The sequence below is a fragment of the Aldersonia sp. NBC_00410 genome, assembly GCF_026342035.1.
In the GTDB taxonomy this organism is placed as follows: Bacteria; Actinomycetota; Actinomycetes; order Mycobacteriales; family Mycobacteriaceae; genus Aldersonia.
On record NZ_JAPENM010000002.1, the window covers coordinates 591,496 to 615,930 of the forward strand.

The 24,435-nt window shown below is 67.0% G+C and carries 20 protein-coding genes and 1 tRNA gene; 4 read left to right on the plus strand and 17 right to left on the minus strand.

What is annotated here, in order from left to right:
* Positions 1–6 precede the first annotated feature (6 nt).
* From OG921_RS06500 to OG921_RS06550, 11 genes are all read right to left on the minus strand, one after another.
* Complete coding sequence (locus OG921_RS06500; RefSeq protein WP_266111526.1) at positions 7–429, minus strand: thioesterase family protein; 423 nt, start codon at positions 427–429, stop codon at positions 7–9.
* A gap of 26 nt (positions 430–455) precedes the next feature.
* Complete coding sequence (gene ettA / locus OG921_RS06505) at positions 456–2,129, minus strand: energy-dependent translational throttle protein EttA (RefSeq protein WP_266111527.1); 1,674 nt, start codon at positions 2,127–2,129, stop codon at positions 456–458.
* Positions 2,130–2,200: 71 nt separating this feature from the next.
* Complete coding sequence (locus tag OG921_RS06510) at positions 2,201–2,650, minus strand: single-stranded DNA-binding protein (RefSeq protein ID WP_266111528.1); 450 nt, start codon at positions 2,648–2,650, stop codon at positions 2,201–2,203.
* Between the two features lie 295 nt (positions 2,651–2,945).
* Positions 2,946–4,976, minus strand: a complete 2,031-nt coding sequence (locus OG921_RS06515) for a cytochrome c oxidase assembly protein (protein ID WP_266111529.1) — start codon at positions 4,974–4,976, stop codon at positions 2,946–2,948.
* Positions 4,977–5,024: 48 nt separating this feature from the next.
* Positions 5,025–6,203, minus strand: a complete 1,179-nt coding sequence (locus OG921_RS06520; protein WP_266111530.1) for a VWA domain-containing protein — start codon at positions 6,201–6,203, stop codon at positions 5,025–5,027.
* 15 nt (positions 6,204–6,218) lie between these two features.
* Entirely contained in the window at positions 6,219–7,097 is an 879-nt protein-coding gene (locus OG921_RS06525; protein WP_266111649.1) for a MoxR family ATPase, read from the minus strand.
* A 14-nt stretch (positions 7,098–7,111) separates the two neighbouring features.
* The gene (locus tag OG921_RS06530) at positions 7,112–8,008 is read right to left on the minus strand and encodes an XdhC family protein (RefSeq protein WP_266111531.1); all 897 of its coding nucleotides are present in this window, start codon (positions 8,006–8,008) and stop codon (positions 7,112–7,114) included.
* Positions 8,009–8,025: 17 nt separating this feature from the next.
* Entirely contained in the window at positions 8,026–10,434 is a 2,409-nt protein-coding gene (locus tag OG921_RS06535; RefSeq protein WP_266111532.1) for an aerobic carbon-monoxide dehydrogenase large subunit, read from the minus strand.
* Entirely contained in the window at positions 10,431–10,916 is a 486-nt protein-coding gene (locus tag OG921_RS06540; RefSeq protein ID WP_266111533.1) for a (2Fe-2S)-binding protein, read from the minus strand. Before OG921_RS06540 ends, OG921_RS06535 begins: the two co-directional genes overlap by 4 nt.
* Positions 10,917–10,920: 4 nt before the next feature.
* Positions 10,921–11,808, minus strand: coding sequence for a xanthine dehydrogenase family protein subunit M (locus OG921_RS06545; protein ID WP_266111534.1), 888 nt, complete (start codon positions 11,806–11,808; stop codon positions 10,921–10,923).
* Positions 11,809–11,913: 105 nt separating this feature from the next.
* Positions 11,914–13,065 carry an XdhC family protein gene (locus OG921_RS06550; protein WP_266111535.1) on the minus strand — a complete coding sequence of 384 codons (1,152 nt, stop codon included), beginning with the start codon at positions 13,063–13,065 and terminating at the stop codon, positions 11,914–11,916.
* 103 nt (positions 13,066–13,168) lie between these two features.
* On the opposite strand from OG921_RS06550, the gene OG921_RS06555 reads away from it, so the two are divergent.
* Positions 13,169–13,242, plus strand: a tRNA-Arg gene (locus tag OG921_RS06555).
* Between the two features lie 9 nt (positions 13,243–13,251).
* On the opposite strand, the gene OG921_RS06560 is transcribed toward OG921_RS06555, so the two are convergent.
* On the minus strand, positions 13,252–13,683 hold the full coding sequence (locus OG921_RS06560) for a cupin domain-containing protein (RefSeq protein WP_266111536.1): 432 nt from the start codon (positions 13,681–13,683) through the stop codon (positions 13,252–13,254).
* 42 nt (positions 13,684–13,725) lie between these two features.
* The gene (locus OG921_RS06565; protein ID WP_266111537.1) at positions 13,726–14,121 is read right to left on the minus strand and encodes a hypothetical protein; all 396 of its coding nucleotides are present in this window, start codon (positions 14,119–14,121) and stop codon (positions 13,726–13,728) included.
* A 198-nt stretch (positions 14,122–14,319) separates the two neighbouring features.
* Here OG921_RS06565 and OG921_RS06570 point away from each other — a divergent pair, with 198 nt between their 5' ends.
* Positions 14,320–15,117: a PIG-L deacetylase family protein gene (locus OG921_RS06570; RefSeq protein WP_266111538.1), complete on the plus strand. Its 798-nt coding sequence runs from the start codon at positions 14,320–14,322 to the stop codon at positions 15,115–15,117.
* A 108-nt stretch (positions 15,118–15,225) separates the two neighbouring features.
* Here the strand turns inward: OG921_RS06570 and OG921_RS06575 are convergent, their stop codons facing one another.
* Together OG921_RS06575 and OG921_RS06580 are read right to left on the minus strand one after the other, a co-directional pair.
* Positions 15,226–16,845, minus strand: coding sequence for an alpha/beta-hydrolase family protein (locus OG921_RS06575; RefSeq protein WP_266111539.1), 1,620 nt, complete (start codon positions 16,843–16,845; stop codon positions 15,226–15,228).
* A 155-nt stretch (positions 16,846–17,000) separates the two neighbouring features.
* Entirely contained in the window at positions 17,001–17,645 is a 645-nt protein-coding gene (locus tag OG921_RS06580; RefSeq protein ID WP_266111540.1) for a PadR family transcriptional regulator, read from the minus strand.
* A gap of 86 nt (positions 17,646–17,731) precedes the next feature.
* Here OG921_RS06580 and OG921_RS06585 point away from each other — a divergent pair, with 86 nt between their 5' ends.
* A complete protein-coding gene (locus OG921_RS06585; RefSeq protein WP_266111541.1) occupies positions 17,732–18,520 on the plus strand; it encodes an alpha/beta fold hydrolase in 789 nt (262 codons plus the stop codon).
* On the opposite strand, the gene OG921_RS06590 is transcribed toward OG921_RS06585, so the two are convergent.
* A complete protein-coding gene (locus tag OG921_RS06590) occupies positions 18,521–21,715 on the minus strand; it encodes a hypothetical protein (protein WP_266111542.1) in 3,195 nt (1,064 codons plus the stop codon).
* A 97-nt stretch (positions 21,716–21,812) separates the two neighbouring features.
* Positions 21,813–23,015 carry a cation:proton antiporter gene (locus tag OG921_RS06595; RefSeq protein ID WP_266111543.1) on the minus strand — a complete coding sequence of 401 codons (1,203 nt, stop codon included), beginning with the start codon at positions 23,013–23,015 and terminating at the stop codon, positions 21,813–21,815.
* 219 nt (positions 23,016–23,234) lie between these two features.
* On the opposite strand from OG921_RS06595, the gene OG921_RS06600 reads away from it, so the two are divergent.
* Complete coding sequence (locus OG921_RS06600; RefSeq protein ID WP_266111544.1) at positions 23,235–24,257, plus strand: DUF1524 domain-containing protein; 1,023 nt, start codon at positions 23,235–23,237, stop codon at positions 24,255–24,257.
* Positions 24,258–24,435: the final 178 nt, after the last annotated feature.

A 24,435-nucleotide genomic window follows, 5' to 3' on the forward strand; every position in this document is an offset into this window, starting at 1 on the left:
CGGGCGTCAGTTCACCGATTCCTCCACGAGATAGTCCAGCAACGCTGCCCGTTCTCCGCCGGATAGCGGAATGCTCGTACCGGTCCGCGGATCGAAGTTCACCATGACCGCCTCCGCCTGCGCGAAGACCACGCCGGCGGCGCTGTGCATGCGATGCCGGACGGTATACGAGGTGCGACCGATGTTGGTCAATTCGATGTCGATGTACAGCGGCTCGGTCAGGTCGTCGTAGGGACGCAGATACTCGATCTCGTTCTTGCGAATGACCATCCGCGACTCGCGTCGACCGAATGCTTCGTGCAGGCACGCCGAGAAGAACCTGATCCGCGCTTCTTGCGCGTACTCCAGGTACTTCACGTTGTTGACGTGCCCCAACTGGTCGAAGTCAGCCCATCGGACCTCGATCTCGCACGTATACGTCTTACCCATGCGAGTTCCCTCGCAGCTCCTTTCGATCAGTCACGCGTCAGCTTGCGATGCGTAACACGGTGCGGCCGAGCGGCGTCGGCCCCGAGGCGATCGATCTTGTTCGCCTCGTACGATTCGAAGTTGCCTTCGAACCAGAACCACTGGCCCTCGGCGACATTGCCCTCCCACGCCAGGATGTGCGTACAAGTGCGGTCGAGGAACCAGCGGTCGTGCGAGATGACCACAGCGCAGCCGGGGAACTCGGTCAGGGCGTTCTCCAGCGAACTCAGCGTCTCGACGTCGAGGTCGTTGGTCGGCTCGTCGAGCAGGATCAGGTTGCCACCCTTTTTCAGCGTGAGCGCGAGGTTCAGCCGGTTGCGCTCACCGCCGGACAGCACGCCGGACGGCTTCTGCTGGTCAGGTCCCTTGAATCCGAACGCGCTGACATAGGCACGCGACGGCATCTCGTTCTGGCCGACCTCGATGAAGTCGAGCCCGTCGGAGACGATCTGCCACACCGACTTTTTCGGGTCGAGTTGCTCGCGTGCCTGGTCGACGTAGCTCAGCTTGACGGTGTCGCCGACCTTGACGATGCCCGAATCCGGTTCCTCGAGGCCGACGATGGTCTTGAACAGCGTGGTCTTTCCGACGCCGTTGGGGCCGATCACACCGACAATTCCGTTGCGCGGCAACGTGAACGACAGGTCCTTGATCAGTACTCGACCGTCGAAGCCCTTGTCGAGGTGATCGACCTCGACCACAACGTTGCCCAAGCGCGGCGGCGTCGGGATCTGGATTTCATCGAAGTCGAGCTTGCGGTGCTTCTCGGCCTCCGCCGCCATCTCGTCGTAGCGCGCCAGGCGGGACTTGCTCTTGGTCTGGCGGGCCTTGGCGCCGGAGCGCACCCATTCGAGTTCTTCCTTGAGCCGCTTCTGCAGCTTCTGGTCCTTCTTGCCCTGAACCTCGAGCCGCTCGGCCTTCTTCTCCAGATAGGTCGAGTAGTTGCCCTCGTACGGGTGCAACTTGCCCCGGTCCACCTCGCAGATCCAGCCCGCGACGTGGTCGAGGAAGTACCGGTCGTGCGTCACGGCGAGCACCGCGCCCGGGTAGGCGGCGAGATGCTGCTCGAGCCACAGCACCGACTCGGCATCGAGGTGGTTGGTCGGCTCGTCGAGCAGCAGCAGGTCGGGCTTGCTCAGCAGCAGCTTGCACAGCGCGACGCGACGCTTCTCGCCACCGGACAGGTGCGTGACCGGCTCGTCCGGCGGCGGGCAGCGCAGCGCGTCCATCGCCTGCTCGAGCTGCGAGTCGACGTCCCACGCGTCGGCGTGGTCGAGGGCCTCCTGCAGGGTGCCCATCTCCTCCATCAGCTCGTCGGAGTAGTCGGTGGCCATGAGTTCGGCGATCTCGTTGTAGCGGTCGAGCTTGACCTTGATCTCGCCGAGGCCTTCCTCGACGTTTCCGCGGACCGTTTTTTCCTCGTTGAGCGACGGCTCCTGCATCAGGATGCCGACGGTAGCCGCGGGGTCGAGGAATGCTTCACCGTTGCTGGGCTGGTCGATGCCGGCCATGATCTTGAGGATGCTGGACTTACCTGCACCGTTGGGGCCGACGACACCGATCTTGGCCCCCGGGTAGAAGCTCATTGTGACGTCGTCGAGGATGACCTTGTCACCGTGCGCCTTGCGCACTTTTTTCATCGTGTAAATGAACTCCGCCATGCGTCACAGCCTATCGGTGCCGACGAGCGCCGGTAGCCACCGCATCCCGGCGCGCGCCGTCATCCGCACCGTCAGGCACCCACCGCTTCCTGCAACGGCGTCGGATCCGAGTCCGTGGCGGGTTCCTCCGCGGGTTCCGCGGAGATACTCGTCACCTTCGCCTCGTGCCGCCGGACCACAGCCACACAGCGGGCCAGGTCGGGTCCAATCGCGTTGGCCCGCATCTCGAGATCGGTTCGCTCGATACCGTCGCGGGTGGTGTACCGGTTCGTCCGCAACTGGCCGTAAGCGATGATCGGATCGCCACGCCCGATCGAGGCATCCGTGTTGTCAACCAGCCGCCGGAAGCAGCTCACGCTCAGATAGAGCGTCCCGCTGTCCACCCACTCGCCGCTCACGCGGTCCTGTCGGCGAGCGTTGCTGGCCATCCGGAAACTGAGCACCTCTTCGTCGTTACGCATCCTGCGCCGAACCGGATCGGTGATCACGGTCCCCACCACCGCCGCATGTGCCTCGTACATTTCGCCCCCAGGTGATTCGTCGGTCCCCGGGCACTGACCGTGCCCGCACCGATGAGCCTGCCGTGGCCGGGAGCCGTTCGGGACCCCGATCGCGGATTGGGGATGAATCCGGACTTATCCACAGATCCACGATTCGACACCCGCGAGCGGCGATTCTGTCGGTGGCTTGTGCTTGGGCTCCGGCGCCGGCACCTGGTGCACCCCGCCCCGTCGATCAAGAACAAATGGCCTCCGACACGCCGCAGCTCGGGGCCATTCGCTCGTGATCACCGCGGACCCGAGCACGAGCAGCGAGCTACAGCCCCTGCTCGTGATCCCGCCGCGCGAGTTCTCTGAACATCGCGTTGTGCGCCGCGAGGTCGGCGTCGTCGTCGCGATCGGCAGCACGGTCGATCCGCCGCGCCGCGCGTTCGTCGGTGCGCGACCACTGGATCAGCAGCGCCAGCATCACCAGCACCAGCGGCAACTCGCCGGTGGCCCAGGCAATGCCGCCGCCGAGTCGCTGGTCGGCGAGCAGGTCGGAGTTCCAGCTCAGATTAAGACTGCGGTAGAACCAGCCGCCCATCACGGTGTCCATGCCCATCAGCACGACGCCGAAGAACGCGTGGAACGGCAGCGAGCCGAAGACCATCGCGAGCTTGGTGATCGGTTCGAGCCGCCGCGGCGCCGGGTCGATGCCGATCACGACCCAATAGAACAGATAACCGCTGAGCAGGAAGTGCCCGGTCATCAGCAGGTGCGCGGCGTGCGAGTCGACGTTCGCGCCGAAGATGCCGCCCAGGTACAGCGCGTAGAAGCCCCCGACGAACAACACCGAGGCCACGATCGGATGGGTCAGGAAGCGCGACACCGGGCTGTGCACCGCGGCGAGCAACCACTCGCGCGCGCCGGGGATCCCCTCTCGTCCGGCGGGCGGCAGCGCGCGCAGCGCGAGCGTGATCGGCCCGCCCAGCACGAGCAGCACCGGCGCCAGCATCGACAGCGCCATATGCGAACCCATGTGCACGCTGAACATCGCCGGGGCGTAGCGACCCACGCCCGACGAGGTGGCGAACAGCAGCGTGGCGCAGCCGAGCACCCACGCCACGGTGCGCCCGACGGGCCAGCTGTCCCCGCGCTTGTGCAGGCGCCGAACTCCGAGCAGGTAGACGACGGCCAACACGATCGCCGCGGTTCCGAAGATGAGGTCGAAGCGCCAGTCGAACATGAGCCGGGCGAGCGTCGGCGGGGCATCGAGGTTGTAGCCGAGTTCCGCCTCGGTCAGGCTCAGGTCCAGATTCACGTCCGCGGGCGGCGGGGTCCGGCCGAGTCCCACGGCGAGCCCGATGGTCGCGGCGAACAGCATCGCCTCCACACCGGCGAACCGGATCAGCGCAGCGCGCGACGTCGGATCGGCGGCCAGCGCGGGCAGTGCGCGGCGGCGCTGCGCCAGGCCGACGAGCCCGATCGCGACCAGCGCGACGGCCTTGGCGATCACCAGCCGTCCGTAGGTGGTCGTGAACAGGTCCGACATCGGGATACGCACCAGGCCGTTGATCACTCCGCTGAGCGCCATCACGACGAGCGCAACGGTGGCGACCTTCGAGAATCGCCGGGCGGCGACATCGGTGTGCGCGCCGCCGCGCCGGGCGTGCGCGAGCAGCGCGAACAGTCCGCCGGCCCACAGTGAGGCCGCGACGAGGTGCAGGATCAGGCTGTTGGTCGCAACGTCGTGCGCTCCACCGGCGGACGAATGCCCGTTCAACGCAAGCGGCATGAGCGTGCCCAGCCCGAGCGCGAGCAGTACCGGGGTCCATCCCCAACGCAGCACCGAGCGGCAGCCAATCGCGAGCAGCAGCGCGAGGACCGCAGTCCACATCCACACCGACGCGGCCTGCACCTGGCTGTAGGCGTTCCACAGGTTCGACGGGACGAGCACCTCGCGCAGCGGTTGCCCGGACGCGTCGGAGATGGACATCGGGACGAGCAGCAACGCGCACGCGGCCCATGTCATTGCCGCACCGCCCGCGACGCGGATCGCGCGGTAGCCGTCGACGTCGAGCAGCCCGCTGCGCTGTGGCGGTACGAGGAATGCGGCGAGCAGTGTCGACCCGATCGCGATGACCGCGGCGATTTCCCCGACAGCCCGCACCGCGGGCAGCCCGTAGGTGGTCAGGGGGCCGGGATCGGGAATGCCGAGCAGTACGAGTGCCTGCGCTGCGGACAACGCGACGACCAGAGCGGCCACGACACCGGCAACGGCGGCGACGACCACGAACAGCGGGCCCGAACCCGATTCGGCGGTCCTCGTGGCGCTCGGTGAAGACGCAACTTCGGGTGATGCCATAGCTCCAAGGATAGGTGGCCTGCGGAAACGCACCCAAACGGGCGCGGTTCACCCAAACGGACCGGCCTCGCCGAGCAGGTCGCGCACCGCGGTAAGCGAGTGTGCCGGTAGGAGAGCGTCGCAAAACGGCAGTGCCGCCGTCATGGACCGGGTGCGCGGTTCGAATGCCGGTTCGCTCGCGCGCGGATTGAGCCACACCACCCGGTGCGCACGGCCGCGGATCCGGTTCATCGCCTTGGCGAGAACCGCTGGGTCGTCGGTGTCCCAGCCGTCGGAAGCGATCAGCACGATGGCTCCGCGCAGTGCGTTTCCGTGCGGCGAGGCAAACAATTCGGTCAAACTCGAGCCGATGTGTGTTCCGCCGTAGCGATCGACGACGCGCGCGTTGGCCCGGGCCAGCGCGACGTCTGCGCTGCGATGGGAAAGCACCGCGGTGAGCCGGGTCAGAGTGGTGGCGAACGCGAAAACCTCGGCTCGGTCCGCACCCGGGCGTGCGACCGCGGCCCGCATCAGATGCAGATACATCGCGGCGTAGGGCTGCATCGATCGACTGACGTCGCAGACGAGCACGATCCGTCGCGGCCGTCGGCGCGGTCGTGTCCGGGTCAGGCGCACGGGTTCCCACCCCGTCGTGCGCGAGGCACGCATCGTCGCGCGCAGATCGACGAGCGTCCCGTGTGGATGCGGTTCCCGGCGGCGGGTGCGCCGCCGGGGCCAGTTCGCCGCGGCATGCTCGAGCCACGATCCGAGCAGTCGCAGATCGGCTGGGTCGAAGTCTGCGAACGGCTCGTCCGCTCGGCCGGCCAGCCGGCTCGGCAAAAGCCCGATCGGCGGGGCGGTCGGTTCGAACTGGTCGGGCCGGCCGGTGGTCGTCGAGAGCGTCACCCAGCCGACCGTTGCCGCGTCCGGGTCGTTCGAGGCGGCGTCGTCCGCGCGCTGCGCCGCATCGGCGCGACCGGATGCGGATCCCCGCGCGACCGGATCCACCGCGAGAACCGCGTCGTCGAAGACTGCCGCGAATGTCGCGTCGAACGCCGCGAGGTCCTCGGCGCGGTTCACCAGGGCCAGCCGGGTGATCCAGTACAGCTCGGTCCGTCCCCCCGGGCGCGTCAGAGCCAGCGCGGCGACGAACACGGCGGGCCCGTCGGCGGGCACCACGACTCCCCCATCGCGCAGCCGCGCGACGAGCGCGACGGCGAAGGCAGCGAGATCGACACCGGCCAGCACGGCGTGTCCGGCTCGTCAGCCCGCGGCGCGACCGGCGGTGAACTCACCGAAGGCGAGTCCGATCGTGTTCCGGTCGTCGGGGGTCTTGGCCAGCGCCCCCAGGCTCACCACCGCGTCGTCGCGCACCAGATCACCCACGCCAAGTACCGCGAGTGCAGCAACCCAGTCGATCGTCTCGGCGACCCCGGGTGGTTTGTCGAGGTCGAGATCGCGAGCCCGGCCGACGAACGTCGTGGCCTGCTCGATGAGCGCCGCGCCGGCCCCGGGCACGGTGCGGCGGACGATCGCCACCGCGCGATGCGGCGACGGGTAATCGATCCAGTGATACATACAGCGGCGGCGCAGCGCGTCGTGCAGGTCGCGACTGCGGTTGGAGGTGAGCACAACGACCGGGGGATGCTGCGCGGCAAAGGTGCCCAGTTCCGGGACGGTGACCGACGACTCGCCGAGAAACTCGAGCAGCAGCGCCTCGAATTCGTCGTCCGCACGGTCGATTTCGTCGATCAGCAGCACCGGGGGGCGCTCACCTCGGTACCGGACACACCGCAGGATCGGCCGTTCGACGAGGAACTCGTCGGTGAACAGGTCGGATTCGGTGATCTGGTCTCCGCGCGCTTCGGCGAGCCGGATCGAGAGCAACTGACGCTGATAGTTCCAGTCGTAGAGCGCCTCGTTCGCGGCAAGTCCCTCGTAGCACTGCAACCGCACCAGCGGCACGTCGAGCACGGCAGCGAGCGTCTTCGCCGCCGACGTCTTACCCACACCCGGCTCGCCTTCGAGCAACAGCGGGCGGCCGAGCGCGGTGGCCAGATGGATGGCCGCCGCGGTTCCGGTGTCGAGCAAATGATCGGCCGCGTCGAACCGCCGCGTCACGTCCGCCACGTCGGCGAACAGCGACCGGGCGGGGGTCACGTGCCGCCGTCGCGCGCGTAGGCAGCGCGACAGCCCGTCGAGCAGAACCAGAACTGCTCGCCCGACAGCTCCAAATGTGGTGTATCACTACCGATGACGACGGTCATGCCGCACACCGGATCGATCGCCTGCGTGGGTGTCTCGGGCTCGGCGTCACGATCGACCGGAAGTCCTTCGAGGCGAATGGCTTTGACCAACTCCGCCGCGATCGATACCGCGATTTCCGGCGCCGTCCGCGCACCGATCCACAGTCCGACCGGAGTGTGCACCCGCGCGCGCTCCGCGTCGTCGAGGGTGAGTTCCGCGAGCACTGCGGCGCCGCGTGTGCGACTGGCCACCAGCCCGATATAGCCCACACCCGCGTCGAGGGCGGCGCGGATCGACTCCGATTCCGCGCCACCGTGACTGGCAATCACCATGGCCGTCACACCGCTCAGCGTCTCGGGATCGGCGACTTCGGTGGCATCGTTGCGCTGCACCGCGAATCCGAGCAGACCCATGACGTCGGCCAGTGCGTCTGCGATCGGGGTTCCGCCGGAGAGCAGTAGCAGCGGTGCCGGCACCTGCGGTTCGAGGAAAATTTCCATCGCCCCGCCGGACAGACATGGGTTCACCACGACCGACGCTCCCGGCGCATCGGGGAAGTCGACCGCGCCATCGGGAAGGACGCGCAGCAGCACACTTTCGTTGCTCTGCAACGCGTCGAGCCCGACCGTGCGAACCGAATTCTGCGCGCACTGCCCGCCCACGAAACCCTCGAGCGTGCCGTCCTGCAACAGAATCGCCTCATCCCCCGGGTGCGCGGAGGTAGGTGGCTGCGCGCGCACCACCCGGGCGTGGACGAATGGCCGCCGTTGTTCGGCCAACTGCGCAGCACGCGCGGACATGTTCACGAGCACTCCTGATCTCCTCAGATGGGCGGAACTGCCCTGCCCTGCATCGCCTCCCACACCCGCGAGGGTGTCAGCGGCATATCCGCGTGCCGGATGTTGTAGGGCGCGAGCGCGTCGATCACGGCATTGACCACGGCGGGCGGCGACCCGACGGTGGCCGACTCACCGATTCCCTTGGCACCGATCGGATGATGCGGCGACGGCGTCACGGTGAAACCGGTTTCGAGATGGGGCACCTCGAGCGCCGTCGGAATCAGGTAATCCATGAACGATCCGCTGAGGCAGTTGCCCAACTCGTCGAACTCGATGAACTGCATCAACGCCATGCCAATGCCGTCGACGATGCCGCCGTGCACCTGACCCTCGATGATCATCGGATTGATCCGGGTGCCGCAGTCGTCGACGGCGAGGAACCGCCGAACCTTCACGACCGCCGTGCCCGGATCGACGTCGACCACACAGAAGTACGCACCGTAGGGATAGGTGAGATTCTCTGGGTTGTAACAGATCTGGGCTTCGAGCCCACCCTCGATTCCTTCGGGCAGATCCCCCGCGCCGTGTGCGCGCATGGCGATGTCCTGAATCGTCACCGACGCGGATGGGTCGCCTGCGACGTGGAACGAGCCCTTCTCCCATTCCAGATCGGCCACGGACACCTCGAGCATTCCGGAGGCGATGATCTTCGCCTTGTCCCTGACCTTGCGCGCGACGAGTGCGGCGGCCGCGCCGGACACCGGCGTGGACCGGCTGCCATAGGTGCCGAGCCCGAACGGAGTCTGATCGGTGTCGCCGTGCACCACGTCGATGTCGTCCGGTGGGATGCCGAGTTCCTCGGCGACGATCTGCGCGAACGTCGTCTCGTGGCCCTGCCCCTGGGTTTGCACAGAGAGGCGTACCACCGCTTTGCCCGTCGGATGCACCCGCAGTTCGCAGCCGTCGGCCATGCCGAGGCCGAGGATGTCCATGTCCTTGCGTGGACCGGCCCCGACCGCCTCGGTGAAGAACGCCATGCCGATGCCCATCAGCTCGCCACGTTCCCGCTTCTCGGCCTGTTCGCGACGGAGTTTGTCGTAGCCGATCATCTCCATGGCCTTGCGCATGGTCGTCTCGTAGTCGCCGGAGTCGTACACCCAGCCGGTCTTGCTCTTGTACGGGAACTGGTCCGGCTTCAACAGGTTTCGCAACCTCAGTTCGGCAGGATCCAGCTTCATCTCGTAGGCGAGGCAATCGACAAGCCGCTCGACGAAGTACACGGCCTCGGTGATCCGGAACGAGCACGCGTACGCCACCCCACCCGGGGCTTTGTTGGTGTAGACGGCCGTCATCGAGCAGTACGCGGCCTCGATGTCGTAGCTGCCGGTGAACACGCCGAAGAAGCCGGCCGGGTACTTGATCGGGGCAGCGGTGCCGTTGAACGCGCCATGATCGGCGAGGACCTTGGAACGGATCGCGAGGATCTTCCCATCCTTGGTCGCGGCGATCTCGCCGAGCATGACGTAGTCACGCGCGAACCCGGTGCTCATCAGGTTCTCGCTGCGGTCCTCCATCCATTTCACCGGCACCCCGAGCACGAGCGATGCCACGATCGCGCCCACATAGCCGGGATAGATCGGCACCTTGTTGCCGAATCCGCCGCCGATATCGGGCGAAATAATGCGGATCTTGTGCTCGGGAATTCCGGAGACGAGCGCGTACACCGTGCGGTGCGCATGCGGCGCCTGGCTCGTGGTCCAGAGCGTGAGCTTGCCGGTGATGCGGTCCAGATCGGCCACCGCGCCGCAGGTCTCCATCGGTGCGGGATGCGTTCGTGGATAAACGATTTCCTGCGTCACCACCACATCCGCCTTGGCGAACGCGGCATCGGTGGCGGCGGCATCGCCGGTTTCCCAGTCGAAGCAGTGGTTGTCGTTCTTGCCCTCGAGATCGGTTCGGATCACCGGCACATTCGGCGCTAGCGCATGGCGCACGTCGATCACCGGATCGATCGGCTCGTACTCGACATCGACGAGTTCGAGCCCGTCCCGTGCCGAATAGCGGTCCTCGGCAATGACGAAGGCGACCTCCTGGCCCTGGAACCGGACCTTGTCGGTGGCGAGGACGGCCTGCACATCGTTGGACAGCGTCGGCATCCAGGCCAGGCCCTTGGCGGCCAGGTCGGCCCCGGTGATCACAGCGATGACCTTCGGATGCGCCAGTGCGGCACTGGTATCGATGGAGACGAGCTTGGCGTGCGCGAGCGGTGAGCGCAGCACCGCCATGTGCACCATGCCCGGCAGGACTACATCGTCGACGTAGTTGCCGTGCCCGCGGATGAACCGGGGATCCTCCTTGCGGAGCATTTTGCCGTGGCCGCAGGGCTTGTGATCGTTGTCAACGCTGTCGATCTTTCGGCTACCGGATTGCGGCCGGTTCTCCATTGTCGTCATGACGAACTTCCGATCTCGGCGCCCTTGGGATGCGCCGCCGCCCATTGCACGGAGCGGACGATGGTGGTGTAGCCGGTGCAGCGGCAGATTTGCCCGGAGATCGCCTCACGGATGGTTTCCTCATCCGGGTCCGGGACGCGATCGAGCAGTGCCCGCGCGGTCAACATCATTCCCGGCGTGCAGAACCCGCATTGGAGTCCGTGGCACTGCATGAAGCCTTCTTGCACCGGGTCGAGTTCGCCGTCGACCTCGAGTCCTTCGACCGTGCGGATCTCGTGCCCGGCGGCCATCGCCGCGAGTACCGTGCACGATTTCACCGGTTCACCGTCCATGGTGACCACGCACGCGCCGCAGTTGCTCGTGTCGCAACCCCAGTGCGTGCCGGTCATGCGCAATTCGTCGCGCAGGAAGTGCACCAGCAGCATGCGCGGCTCGACATCGCCACTGACCTCTTTGCCATTCACGGTCATGGATACCTGCATGTCGCTAGTCCTTTCCGTCGAGATGCCGCTGGGCACGGTCGACAGCTGTCGTCAACGTGCGAATCGTCAACTCCGAGGCGAGATGCCGCTTGTAGTCGGAGGTGCCGCGGGTATCGGTGACCGGTTCGCATGCCTGCGAAGCGCGGCGACCGGCCTCGGCGAACACGTCTGCTGTCGGCGCGTTGCCTGCGAGGTACTCGCCGATCGCCGCGACAGCTTCGGCATTGGGATTGATCGCGGTGAGCCCGATACGGGCAGAGCCGATCGCGCCGCCGGACAGAGTGACCGATGCACCTGCAGCCGCGATTGCCCAATCGCCGGCGCGCCGTTCGACTTTGGCGTAGGCGCTCGACGCGCCGAGCCGCAGCGGCACCCGAACCTCGGTGAGGATCTCGTTGTGCGCCAACGAGGTCTCGAACGGGCCGGTGATCAGGTCTGCTATGTGGACCTCGCGCTCACCGCCCGGGCCGCGCGCCACGCAGGTCGCGCCGAGCACCAGGCACACAGTGGTCAGGTCCTCGGCCGGGTCCGCCTGGCACAGCGAGCCGCCGATGGTGCCGCGATTGCGAACGACCGGGTCGGCGATGACCCGTTCCGCATCCCGGAAGATCGGGCAATCGCGGGCGAGCGGTTCGGACTCGAGCAGCTGCCGATGTCGCACCATGGCGCCGATGCGGACGAGGGTTGGTTCGACGGTGAGATTGCCGAGTTCCCCGGTCAGGTCGTTGATGTCGATGAGGTACTCGGGGTTGGCGAGGCGGAGTTTCATCATCGGCAGCAGGCTGTGCCCGCCGGCGACGATCCGAGCCTCCTCCCCGAGCCGGTCCAACAGATCTATGGCGTGATCGACGCCGGTTGCGCGCTCGTATTCGAAAGGCCCAGGAACTTGCATGTGATACACCTCACACCTCGGGATTACAGCTTGCGCATTCAACTAGTCGCACGTCAAGTTCCGTGCGCCGAGTGGCGCCCCCGCGGCGTCGTTGGCTGGATTTGATCAGGCGATTTCGACGCCGGCGTCCTCGTGCAGCTCGTGCCGATGAATACGGCCCTCGGCGCCGGTGAGCCGCACCCCGGTTCCGCCCCAACGCTGCGCGATGATCTCCGCTGCGATCGAGACCGCCGTTTCCTCCGGCGTCCGCGCGCCGAGGTCCAACCCGATGGGACTGGACAGTCGTTCGAGCTCGCTGTCGAGCAGTCCTGCTTCGCGCAACCGATCGAGCCGATCGAGGTGGGTGCGCCGCGAACCCATCGCCCCCACGTAGGCCACCTGCGGGAGCCGCAACGCGACCTCGAGCAGCGGCACATCGAACTTGGGGTCGTGCGTGAGCACACAGATCACCGTGCGCGAGTCGATCGCGTCCGCCTCGGCCTGCGCGGCGAGATAGCGATGCGGCCAGTCCACGATGACTTCGTCGGCGCCGGGGAACCTGGCCGCGGTGGCGAACACCGGGCGCGCATCGCACACCGTGACCCGGTATCCCATGAACGAGCCTTGCTGCGCGACCGCGGCAGCGAAGTCGATCGCACCGAACACCAGCATGCGTGGCCGCGGTGCGTAACTGGACACGAAAACATTCATGCCCTCGCCGCGGCGCTGACCATCAGGGCCGTAGGTGAGCACCGCGTTACGGCCGGCCGCGAGCAGTCCGCGCGCGTCGTCGGCGATGGCGTCATCGGCGCGCAACGAACCCACCGATCCAAACCCTTCGTCCGGGCGCAGCACCATCCGCCGGCCGATCCAGCTCTCGTCGGGGTGGGCAATCACCGTGGCGACGGCGACCGGCCGATGGTCGGTGATGTCGGCGGCGACCGCGTCGAGTTCGGGGAAGGTCTCCCGCGACACCGGTTCGACGAAGACATCGAGGATGCCGCCGCAGGTCAGCCCGACCGAGAACGCGTCGTCGTCACTCACGCCGTAGCGCTGCAGTGCGGGAGCGCCGTTCGCGACCACCTCGGTCGCCAGGTCGTAGACGGCGCCCTCGACACACCCGCCGGACACCGATCCGCTCACGGTGCCGTCCGGCGCAACCACCATCGAGGCGCCCGCCGGCCGCGGCGCGGAACGGAATGTGCGAACCACCGTGCCAACACCCGCGGTCCCGCCGGACCGCCACACCGCCAGTAGATCTTCGAGCACGTCGCGCATTAGTGACCTTCCCAACACTCGCCTCGATACTAGGTCGGGAATCGGGAGAAGTCCTGAGCCGGTTGCGGTAGGGCGATGCGCGGAGCGGATAAGATGTGCGCGCGCCTCCGTAGCTCAGGTGGATAGAGCAAGAGCCTTCTAATCTCTAGGTCGCAGGTTCGAGTCCTGCCGGGGGCACTTACCCGCTCAGCGCTTGGCGTAGTCGGCGAAGCCCTGCCAATCGATCATCACGCAGGCTTCGTCGCCGACGACCCATGCGTCGTGGCCGGGTTCGGCCGTCATGAAGTCGCCAGGCCCGATTTCCGCCTCTTCGCCGTCATCCATCTTGACCACCATCCGTCCCGAAATGCAGTAGCCCATGTGCGCTGCCTGGCAGCTGTCCGTCTGGGCGATCGGCTTGACGTGCAGCGACCACTTCCAGCCGGGCTCGAAGACCGCCCTGCCCACACCGCCGTGCTCCAGGTTGACCAAATCCAGCTTTCCTTTGCCGTCTTCGAAGGGACGGGTCTCCTCGGGCGAATCGAAACTCTTGCGTACCAATCCAGACATGTCGTTTCTCTCTTCGAATCCGTCGCCGGCAAGCCACCAATGGACATGGCGCCCGCCGGCGATTGCCAACTCCGTTCCTCTCCTGTGCGATCGATCGCGATGTGCGATAGGTCATTTACGCTTCTTCTTGCTCTTGTTGTGCACCTTCGGCATCGGGGGCATCGGCTCGCTCAGATCGAACGGCGTGTACATGCCATACAGGCCACGCGGGTCGCCCTGCAGATAGAGCTGATGCTGACGCTCGGCCCGGTTGGCGATCCGGCGCAGCGCGGCCCTGTGCTCGTATTCCTTGATCTCGCGGTCCCGGCGGCGCTCCTGATGGTTCTCGTAGATCGCCTCACACGTCTTCGCGATGGCCACGAACAGAAAGAACAGGAGGACGAGAGCGCCAATCACCGCCGCGATCATGACGACCACACCGACGATCATCATGATCAGGTAGAGCGCGAAGAAGAAGCCGAGGAGTTGCGCCATCAGCCGTGACTCGCCGTTTGAGTCAACGGACATCACCGCTCTCGAGGTCCACTCGACGGAGTGGACGTGTCCGCGACGCCGACGCTCGGTGCGACACCCCTGCCCGCGGTGCGGTAGCACACGGCCACGTGGGCCATCCGAATGTGACGCGCATCACAGTCTAGGCACGCGGGACCTTAGCTGCAAGTTAACCGGTCGTACTCACCTCGCGCCGCGGGGCACACTGTGCCTATGGCGATCGAAGGGGTCCAGCGTCTCCTCGTCGTGGTCGCGCACCCAGACGACGAGACGTTTGGGTGCGGGTCGCTCCTCCTGCATGCGCGGGCGGCCGGTGCCACCACCGCGGTCCTGTGCGCGACCCGCGGCGAGGCTGGTCAGCCCGCACCGGGCAGCGGTATCGACGCCGCCGACCTCGGCCGCATACGAGAGGCGGAATTACGCACGGCCGCAGGCATGCTCGGAGTGTCCGAGGTTCACCTCCTCGACTACCTCGACTCCGGAATGGACGGCGACGCCGATGTCGCGACGCTTGAGGGCGCACCGTTCGACGACGTGTGCAGGCAGGTCCGCGCGCATATCGAGACCTTCCGGCCGACCGTGGTCGTGACCCTCGACGCCGGCGACGGTCATCGCGACCACCTCAAGATGCGCGACGCGACGGTCGTCGCGGTGCGCGACGCGCAGTGGCGAGTCGACCGCGTCTACCTGCAATGCCTACCCAAGTCGCTGATGCAGCGCTGGCTCGACTATGTGGGACAACACAATCCGGACTCCGCGCAGTCCTACATCGAGGCACCCGGGACGCCGGACGAGCTCATCACGACAGTGGTGGACACGACGACTCACCTCGCCGCCCGTGAGTCCGCGATCGCCGCGCACGCATCCCAGGTCTCGCCGTTCGATCAACTGCCCGCCGACATGCGGCGTGAATTCCTCATAGCGGATCGGATGCAGCGGGTGGTCCCACCGTGGACCGGCGGGCAGCGGGAGACGGACATCTTCACGCCGCGGGCGGTGCGGCCTGTGTAGCCGAGCACGCTCAGCCTATCGGCACCCTCCGTCAACGAGGATGCTCCTCTCCGACTCCTGAGGGCGTTGTCCGCCCTGCTGCCCGCCGAGGGCGGGCGCACCCGCGATCTAGTCGCGACTCAACAGCGGCAGCAACGCCTCCGTCTTCGCGTCCGTCCAACCCGGCGGCTGCAGAATCTGCCCCCATGCGTAGGGAATCGCCGAAAGATAGTCATGCCCGTGTCCGTCCGGCACACCCGTCGACACCGCCATGTCTGCCGACACTTGCAGGAAGGTGACGAACGGCATCCACGTCATCGCATCGAGCACGTCCCGGCCGGGCGGTTCGTCGAGCCACTCCGGCTTGTTCAGCATCAGTCGCGGTGACCACCACGTGATCGGGTCGCTCGCATGCTGCAGGTAGACGATCCGGCTCCCCTCCCACGCCGCCGTGGGGGTGGAAAGGTCGGACGGGTCGGCGATGAAGCGCACCGTGGCACCGTTGTCGTAGACCGGCAGAACCTGGGGTGTGCCCGGGTCACGCTGGTTGGTGGTGTCCTGCCAGAGCGAGTTGTTGAATGTCGGGCCGGAAAACAGCGCCCCGTCGGTGCGGGCGGCGATATCCGGAATGGTGCCGAAGGCGGCCTCGCCGCCGAACGAGCCGAGGCTTTCGCCGAATACGACCAGCTTGGGCCGCTCCGCTTCGGGCAGCGCCTGCACCCGTTCGGAGATCGCCTCGAACAGCGCCTGACCGGCCTGCCGGGCCCGTTCCTTGTCGACGAGGAACGACAACCAACTCGGCAGGTACGAGTACTGCATGCTCGCGATCGCGGTGTCGCCGTTGTACATGTACTCGAGCGAGTCGAGGGTGGCCTTGTTGACCCAGCCGCTGCCGGTCGACGATCCGACCGCAACGACCGCCCGCTGCAGGCCGCCCGTTCGTTCGAGTTCGCGCGCAACGAGATCCGCACGCTCCCGGATCGAATCGCTCGAGTCCAGACCGGCGTACACCCGGATCGGTTCGAGCGCGGGCGTGCCGTTGAACTGCTCGAGTTCGGCTTGGGTCGGGCCCTTGGAGATGATGACTCGGCCTTCGCGCCCCAGCGAATCCCAGGTGACCAAAGACCCGGGACCACCGGACCGCAACGGCGAGGTCGGGGGCACCGAATCGGCCTTGGTCTCATTGTTCGCCGCGGCAAAGGAGGCGTTGAGGGCGGACATTCCCTTGTCCACGATGACGCCGTTGAGGATGAACACGGTCAGCAAAATGATGACGGCGGCACCCACGACGCCGGAGATCCGCGGCGGTACGTACCGGCCGAGCCATCGGCTCAGCCGCCGGACGCCTGCGCCCCAGAGCTGTCCGATCGTCATCAATAGGATGAACACCAGCGCTGTGAAGACCGCGACCTCGAGATACGCCGTCCACGGCAGCCGATCGACCCCCATCAGATCGCGAACCTCGTTCTGCCACTGCGCGAACCAATAGATCATGAACGCGGTACCCGCGAGCGCCACCACGCCGAGGGTCAGCCACGCCCACCGCGGGGGTCGGGGCCACGGGTCCTCCCGCGATACGAGGTACCGGGCGAGCCAGGTGAGGAACACGCCGACGCCGTAGCCGATCGCGGCCGAGGCCCCAGCGACCAATCCTTGGAAGAACGGGTCGCGCGGTAGCAGGGAGGGCGTCGCCGAGAACCACAGGAACACCAACGCGACGGTCAGACCGCCGAAGGCGTATCGGTTCAATTGCCGATGCCACACCGACACGCGACCGCGTTCGACCACGGGTTCCGATTTCTGCGCGTGGCGCGTCGGTTCCGCTTTGGCGGTGGCGGGCTCGTCCGTATCCACCGACTCTTGCACCAATGCAACCCCCTCTTAGCGGCGACCGGCTTCGAATACTAGCCGCAGACAGCGCCGGATGACCGAGTGTGCGCGGAGGTCCGCACAGCGGCCACCAACCGTGCCAATTCCCCGGCCCAATCCCACTCCCCCGCGTCCCGCGCACTCTCCCACTGCGTTACTTGCTCCTTCGCCCACCGAGCCCACTGCAGCACCGCATCCTCTTGAGCGAAGTGCAGCTTCATGGTCAGCGCCGAGATATGGGCGCGCTCGGGGAACACCGGCGGCGCTGCCGCCATCTCGGCGAGCGCCGACATCCGCTCGATCGCCTCTTCCTCGATCGCGTCGAGCGTGCCGACGAGCTGGTCGAGCGAGCCGCCGTCGGCGAAGAAGATTTTGACCATGCCCTCGAATTCGAGGGTGCGCGGCGCGGGTGGCTCACCGAGCCAGTCGCCCAGCGCGGCACGTCCCTCCGGGGTGATCTGGTAAACGGTGCGCGGCCGTTTGCCCTGCTGCTCCTGCACCGCGGTCGCAAGCCCCCCGGCGACCAGCCGTTTCGGCTCGTCGTAGAGCTTGCGTTCGGCTCGCGGCCAGAACCAGTTCAGGCTGCGCTGCACCTGCTTGGCCAGCTCGTAGGTCGTCCACGACCGGACCGACAGCAGTCCGAGCAGCGCATAGGCGGTGGTCGTTCTCTTTTCCGGCACGAAACAACGTTGACATACTGCCCAGGGCAGTGTCTACTCGATCTCATCACATACTGCACAGGGCAGTATTCAACCGAGGAGCTCCGATGACCACCGCCTCCGCAATCGAAATCGGCCACGACGACCTGGGGAGCGGCGCCCCAGCCCTGCTCTGCCTCCCGGGATGGTGCGGCGACCGAACCGTGTTCGAGCCACTCCTGCCGATCGCGGCCCGCAGTCGCCGTATCGTCACCGCGGACCTGCGCGATCACGGTGGCTCCACCCGCACCGACATCGACTTCACCGCCACCGACGTGGTGGACGACATGATCACACTGATCGAGCAGCGTGAACTCGAAACCGTCGTGCCCCTTGCCCTGTCACACGCGGGCTGGCCGGCGATCGAGCTGCGCCGCCGGCTCGGCCCGGACCGCGTCCAGGCGATCGTGTTGCTCGACTGGATGGTGCTCGGACCACCGCCCGGATTCGTCGACGCATTGGCGGGTCTGCAGAACGAAGAGTCTTGGCAGCAGGTGCGTGCGGGATTGTTCGACATGTGGACGACGAGCGTCGACGCGACGGCCGTGCACGAATACGTCGCCGACATGGGCGGCTACGGGTACCGGCACTGGAATCGCGCCGGGCGTGAAATCGCGACGGCGTTCGCGACGAACGGCACGCCGGCCGCCGCACTCGAGCAGTTGGACATGCCCTGCCCCACACTGCATCTCTACGCGCAGCCCGCCGACGACGCCCTGCTCGCTGCCCAGCAGACCTACGCCCAGCACCATCCCTGGTTCCGCGTTCGCCGACTCGCCGCCCACAGCCACTTCCCGACATTCGAGGTGCCGGGCGACATCGCCCACGCCATCGAGGAGTTCCTGCGCACGATCTGATCACCGAGGACACAGCAATTCGGCGAGTTCCACCATGCCGGTACTGACCGCGGCCCCGGCCTCGCCGGTCCGGCACGGCTCCCCAGCAGGACCGACCGCGCCCTCGAGATGGTCGAGGCTCGCCTTCGAGAGCGTCCAGCCCAGCGGCACCTCGACATTGGGACCCACCGGCGGCGCGACGGTCACCACCGGGCCCTGCCGAACCTTGCCCGTCCACACGGTCTCGACAGCCTGTTCGCATCCCGCATCGCCGGTGCAGATTGTATTGGCAGCAAGGGAATTGCCGATCCGCTGCATCCATGCTTCGCGAGCGACGAGTTGCGACTTCGCACCGGAACCGATCAGCGGAACAAGTAGCTCGGGTGCCGCCTTCCCTTGTTGCGGCACGGTGTCGATGCCCGGCTCGTCGTTGAGATAGATCACCAGCGGAACGACGACAACGCCTCCCTCTTGTCGCGCGGCGTCATTATGCACCCGAACCACTTCGGCAAGGGCGGGGGCGATGTCGGCGATCGTCGCCAGACCCTCGCCGTCCGAGTAGCCGCCATCGATCATCTGCAGCGACCGCACATCGCACTGTCCTTCGGCGTGCTCGGGCACAATGCGACCCGACGGTGTCACCAACGGGAACCGCGCGGACAGCATGGCGGCGGTGGACCAGCTCATCTTCGGGAAACAGTCCTTCGCGGAGTCCGCGAGGTCGATCGAGGACGGCGGTGCCCCATCCACATCCCGACAGTTCGGCCCCTTACCCGATTGCTCCGGGCCCAATTCGACTTGGCTGATCAGCACCCGACACTTCACCTCGGCCGCCGTCGAATTGAACACGATGAACCCGGTCGGGCCGTCGACCCCAGTGCTGTATTCATCGGCAAGTTCGGGGATCTCGTCGTCCCAGACCTCCTCGATCAGGCCGGCCCGATCCCGCCAGGTGTCGAGGCCGCCGTGCAGCTGCGCGCGCAATCCGGTCGCCGCCGCGACCTGATCACCGATCAACGTTCCCGCGAGCCCGACCGACAACGCATCCGGACCGGCGAGGCGGCGGGCCGCCGCCCGGACGACATCGCTGGAGTTATTCGACTCTTCTCCGGTCGAACTTGCCGGAATCGTCTGCCGCACAATGGCGAGTCCGACCGAGCCACCGCTGACGCCGCTGGCGGCCAAGGCTACTTGCCGGCCACATTCACCCGTATCCGCCAGCTGCGCAAGCGTATCGGCCGTCCACACCGCAGCGCGGATCCCGCCACCGCTCGCCGCGATCAGCACCATCGGGCGCACGGTCCTGCCGTCGATGCCGCGGTCGCAGCCGCTGCTGCGGACGAGCCAGTCGTCGAACTCCGCGGCGAGGCCATGTCGCTGCACCGCCACGTTTTCGTCATCGATCGTGCGGATCCGGTGCAGATCCGGATCTCCGCCGGACAGGCTGACGCCGACCACCAGCGCGACGGCGAGGGTCAGTACGGGCGTTGCTTCCATCTCGAGCATCCGGAATACGTCGAGTGGTCGTCGCTCTTGCAGCCGCACGATCACCACACCGAGCAGCAGCGTCCATGCGCTCAGCGCGATGATGGCGGTAGCGACGACGCCCGCAGTGCCGGAGGCAATTCTGGGTGCCGCGGCAAAGGCCAGCAAGGCTGCAACGCAGCCGGTGAGGACGATGTAGTCGACCCGGACCGTGTGCGTCGTACGCATCGCGTCGAGCCGATCTCCCAATCGCTGCATCAGCGGGATCACGAGGAGGCCGATCACGATGAAGAGCGCCCATCCGGTCGCCAGCCCAATCGTCGATGCCAGGTTCTCACCGCGTCCGTTCGCGGCAGCGAGGCTGAACGGCGCGGCAAAGGTGCGCACGTAGGCGGCCGCGCCGGCGATCAGCACGGACAGCGCAAGGGCGTCGCCGACCCGCCGAACGCGCTCGGCCATTGCGGGATCGGTTGGTGGGGCGGTGTCGGCGGAGTAGTCCATCCCACTCGCGGCCTTGATGATGTTCGCGGCCAATGCCGTGACGGCGACGGCCGTCAACGGCGCAATCATCAGCCACCACCGCCCCGGGTCGCCCCAGACGATAACCAGCATTGCTGCGAAGAGCAGCGCGACAAGTCCAATGCTGCCAAGCATTTTCGGTGTCGGCAGTTCGGTGCCCTCCGCCGTCCGACGAACCGCGAGAGTGGCAGCGGCGACGGTCCACGGAATTGCGATGAACAGGCCCACCACGAACGGGTCGACGAGATCGTCATGGCCGGTCAGATTCAGCACGACCGCGGCGGCTGCGACGCCGCCGGGCACGAGGATCCATGGCCAGACAACCGCTTCCGGCCGGTCCGATCGGCCATCGACCCACCGGCGGACCGCGTGATCCCAACGGCGACGTCCCACCGTAAACAGTCCGAGTGCGGTCAGTACATAGACGATCGCGGCCAGCGCCAGGTGCAGGTATCCCTCGGCGCCGGAGGAGATCCACCTGCGCGCGGCGTCCGGAATCTGGTCCAGCGCACCGGGTAGTGGGATCAGCGTCAGCGCAACGAGGAGCACCACGACGACGAGTGAAAGTCGCTGCACCCAGACCGGACGTGCGAAGTTGCGCACCGCTCGCACGGTCGCGACGCGAACGCTTTCGTCGCGCACGGCGGTGACGAGGAGCGCGACCAGCGCCAACCACTTGACCAACGCCGCGACCGCGAGTGGCCAGGGCAGCACGTCACCCACACCGCGTTGCACGAGTGCGGCACAGGCTGCCAGGAATCCTGCCTCGACCACTTCGGCGAGCAGCAGTACCGAAAGGCATGCTTTGGCAACGTATCCACCGAGCCGCCGGGGCGGATGAGCGTCGAAGGTGACGTCGATCAGCCGCCACAGCAGCATGCCATAACCGACGAAGAAGATGACGTCGAAGACGATATGCCAACCGATGAGACGGCTCAGCACCCCCGGATCGGGTGTTGTCGGGGCACCCACGGCTTCGGTCCAGTCGTCCCATCGATCCCGCGCGCCGATTGATCCCGGCCCGACAATGGTGGCGACAGTGGAATTTTCGCCCGCCGAAACCGCTCGGCCGATCATCCGATCAACCTCGGCCAGTGCGATCAGTCCACCGATCGTCACGCCCGACCAGACGACGGCCGTTGGCAAGGTCCGGCACGGCAGATGATCGGAGACCTGATCGAACAGGTCCCGAACTCGATTGACGAACGACATCCGCTGCTCGCATCCGGGTGGCGAGGAAACCGACAGCACATGAAAGCGGCCCGACCTACCCGAAGCCTAGCTGCGGCGCCCGGTGATCGGGGCGGTATCAACCAGCAACGCTGGGTGCGCGTCCTCGCCCGAGCAGCATCGCCGAGAGCGGCATCAGCAGCACGGTGATCGCCCCCGCGGTGACGAGGATGGAGCCGTTCGCCGATGTCATCTGGCCGGCCTCGACCGCCACCCCGGTCACGGCGACGATGATCGGAAGTCCGGTGGTGGAATACAGCGCGATCTGTCCGCGCTCACGCAGGTCGAACAGCGGCTGCCCACCCGCGTCCCGCTCGAACCGAGTCGACGCGAAGACCGTCCCACCGCGCACGAGAAGCAGCAGTGCGAAGAACACCACGAGAATCCCCGGTGCATCGATGACCTCGGCCATATCGATGCCCATCCCGGAGGTGACGAAGAAGATGGGAACGAGGAAGCCGTAGGCGAGGCCGTCGAGTTTGGCCTCGAGCTGCCGGTCCCCGGCGGGCAACATGCGCCGCAGGATGAATCCCGCCGCGAACGCGCCGAGGATGATGTCGAGGTTGAACGCGGCAGCGAGCGCGATCAGGCCGATCAGCAGTGCCATGGTGAGCCGCACCGTGGTCTGCGCGGTGGTGTCGACACCCATCCGGATTATCCCGAAAACACGCGATTCCTCGCGCAGCAGCAACCGCCGCGGAATGGCGGTCGCGACGATCGCGGCGACCGCGAACAGTAGCAACACGACGAGTGATGCACCGGGGCCGCGGGCACCGAGCAGGAGCGCCATCGCGACGATCGGCCCGAGTTCACCGAACGCCCCGTGGTTGAGCACGGTGCGCCCAAGAGCGGTATCGACGAGCCCGCGGTCCTTGAGAATCGGCAACAGGGTGCCGAGCGCCGTCGAGGTGAGGGCGATCGCCACTGCGATCTCGGCGTTGATCTGGGTGCCCAAGCCCAGCAGTCCCAACACTGCGAACGCGAGACCCAAGCAGCACAGCCAGGTGACGAGCGCGCGGCGTCCTCCCCTTCCACTCAGCTCCTTCGGGTCGAGTTCGTACCCCGCCAGTAGAAACAACGCACCGAGGCCGAGTTCGTGCAGCACGTCGATCTCGGGACTGCTCTGCGCGAGGTCGAGTGCGTGCGGGCCGAGGGCAATGCCTGCACCCAGCAGCAACACGACCTCCGGCACGAGTTTGTCCGGCACCGCGCCCGCGACGAGCGGCGCAAGAACGGAAGCCAACACGATCCAGAACAACGACTCGGCGACGCTCGCGGTCATGGCCAGACAGTAGGCCACCGACTTGGGCTTGAGCGGGCAGACATCGCCGCCCGGCGCTCGTCACACCGTTCACTGCCGTAACGTGCCGGACGGACCGATCGATACGAGTGCGGGTGTTCGCACCTCTCCCCCATCCAAGCGTCGAAGAGAATCTCCATGCCACCGTCGTCATCAGCGCCCGCCGTTTCGCGCGCCCGCATCTGGGCTTGCACGGTCGGCATGTCCGTCCTCACCGTTGCACTCGCATCCTGCTCGGCGAGCACCGAGAACACCGGTCAGGCACCCTCCGCAGCACCGTCGACCACCATCTCGGCGGCGACGAGCACCTCGACCACACCGCCGGCAGCGGCGCCTGTCGTGCTGCCGATTTCCGATCCGGTCGACGATCCCGCTGCCGCGAACGCCACGCTCGGCAAGCTCGCCACCCTTCCGATCAAAGGCCGGGCGCCGAAGACGGGCTACAGCCGCGACGAGTTCGGGCAGTCCTGGACCGATGACGTCCGGGTGGCCGGCGGGCACAACGGCTGCGACACCCGTAACGACATCCTGCACCGCGATCTCGCCGCCACCACCGTGAAGCCCGGTTCGAACGACTGCGTCGTGCTGTCCGGCTCCTTGGCCGATCCCTACACGGGCGCAACGATTTCCTTTGCGCGCGGGGTCGACACGTCGTCGGACGTGCAGATCGACCACGTCGTCGCACTCTCCGATGCCTGGCAGACCGGCGCGCAGCAACTCGACGCCGCCACTCGGCAGGACCTCGCCAACGATCCGCTGAACCTGCAGGCCACCGACGGTCCCACCAACCAGCAGAAGAGCGACGGCGACGCCGCGACATGGCTGCCGCCGAACAAGGCCTACCGCTGCACCTACGTCTCTCGCCAGGTTGACGTCAAGGCGGCCTACCAGTTGTGGGTCACGCAGGCCGAACACGACGCGATCACGCGCGTGCTGAACGATTGCGGCGCAACGGCATCCGTTCCCGCCGCGGTCGCACCGGCACCCGAGCCGACAACCCGACCTGCGCCTGCCCCCGCCCCGGTACCCGCGCCCGCCCCGGCGCCGGCACCCGCACCCGCGCCGGCACCTGCACCTGCACCGGTCGCTCCGACTGCACCCGCTGCGACCTACTACGCGAACTGCTCGGCCGTCCGCGCCGCCGGCGCCGCGCCGATCTACGCGGGCTCGCCCGGTTACAGCAGCAAGCTCGATCGCGACGGTGATGGAGTCGCCTGCGAGTAGGACGCTGCGCAACCGCTCATGACGACCCGCGACGGGATCCCGTCCCTCTCGCACTTCGAGCGGTCACTCAGCACCCTGAGCCGAGCCGTCCACGCCTGCACCCCGCGACCTGGCAGCTCTCCGGAGCCTCCGCGATCTCGGTGGCCGCGGACCGCGGCGTGTCGGTACTCCCCTTCCG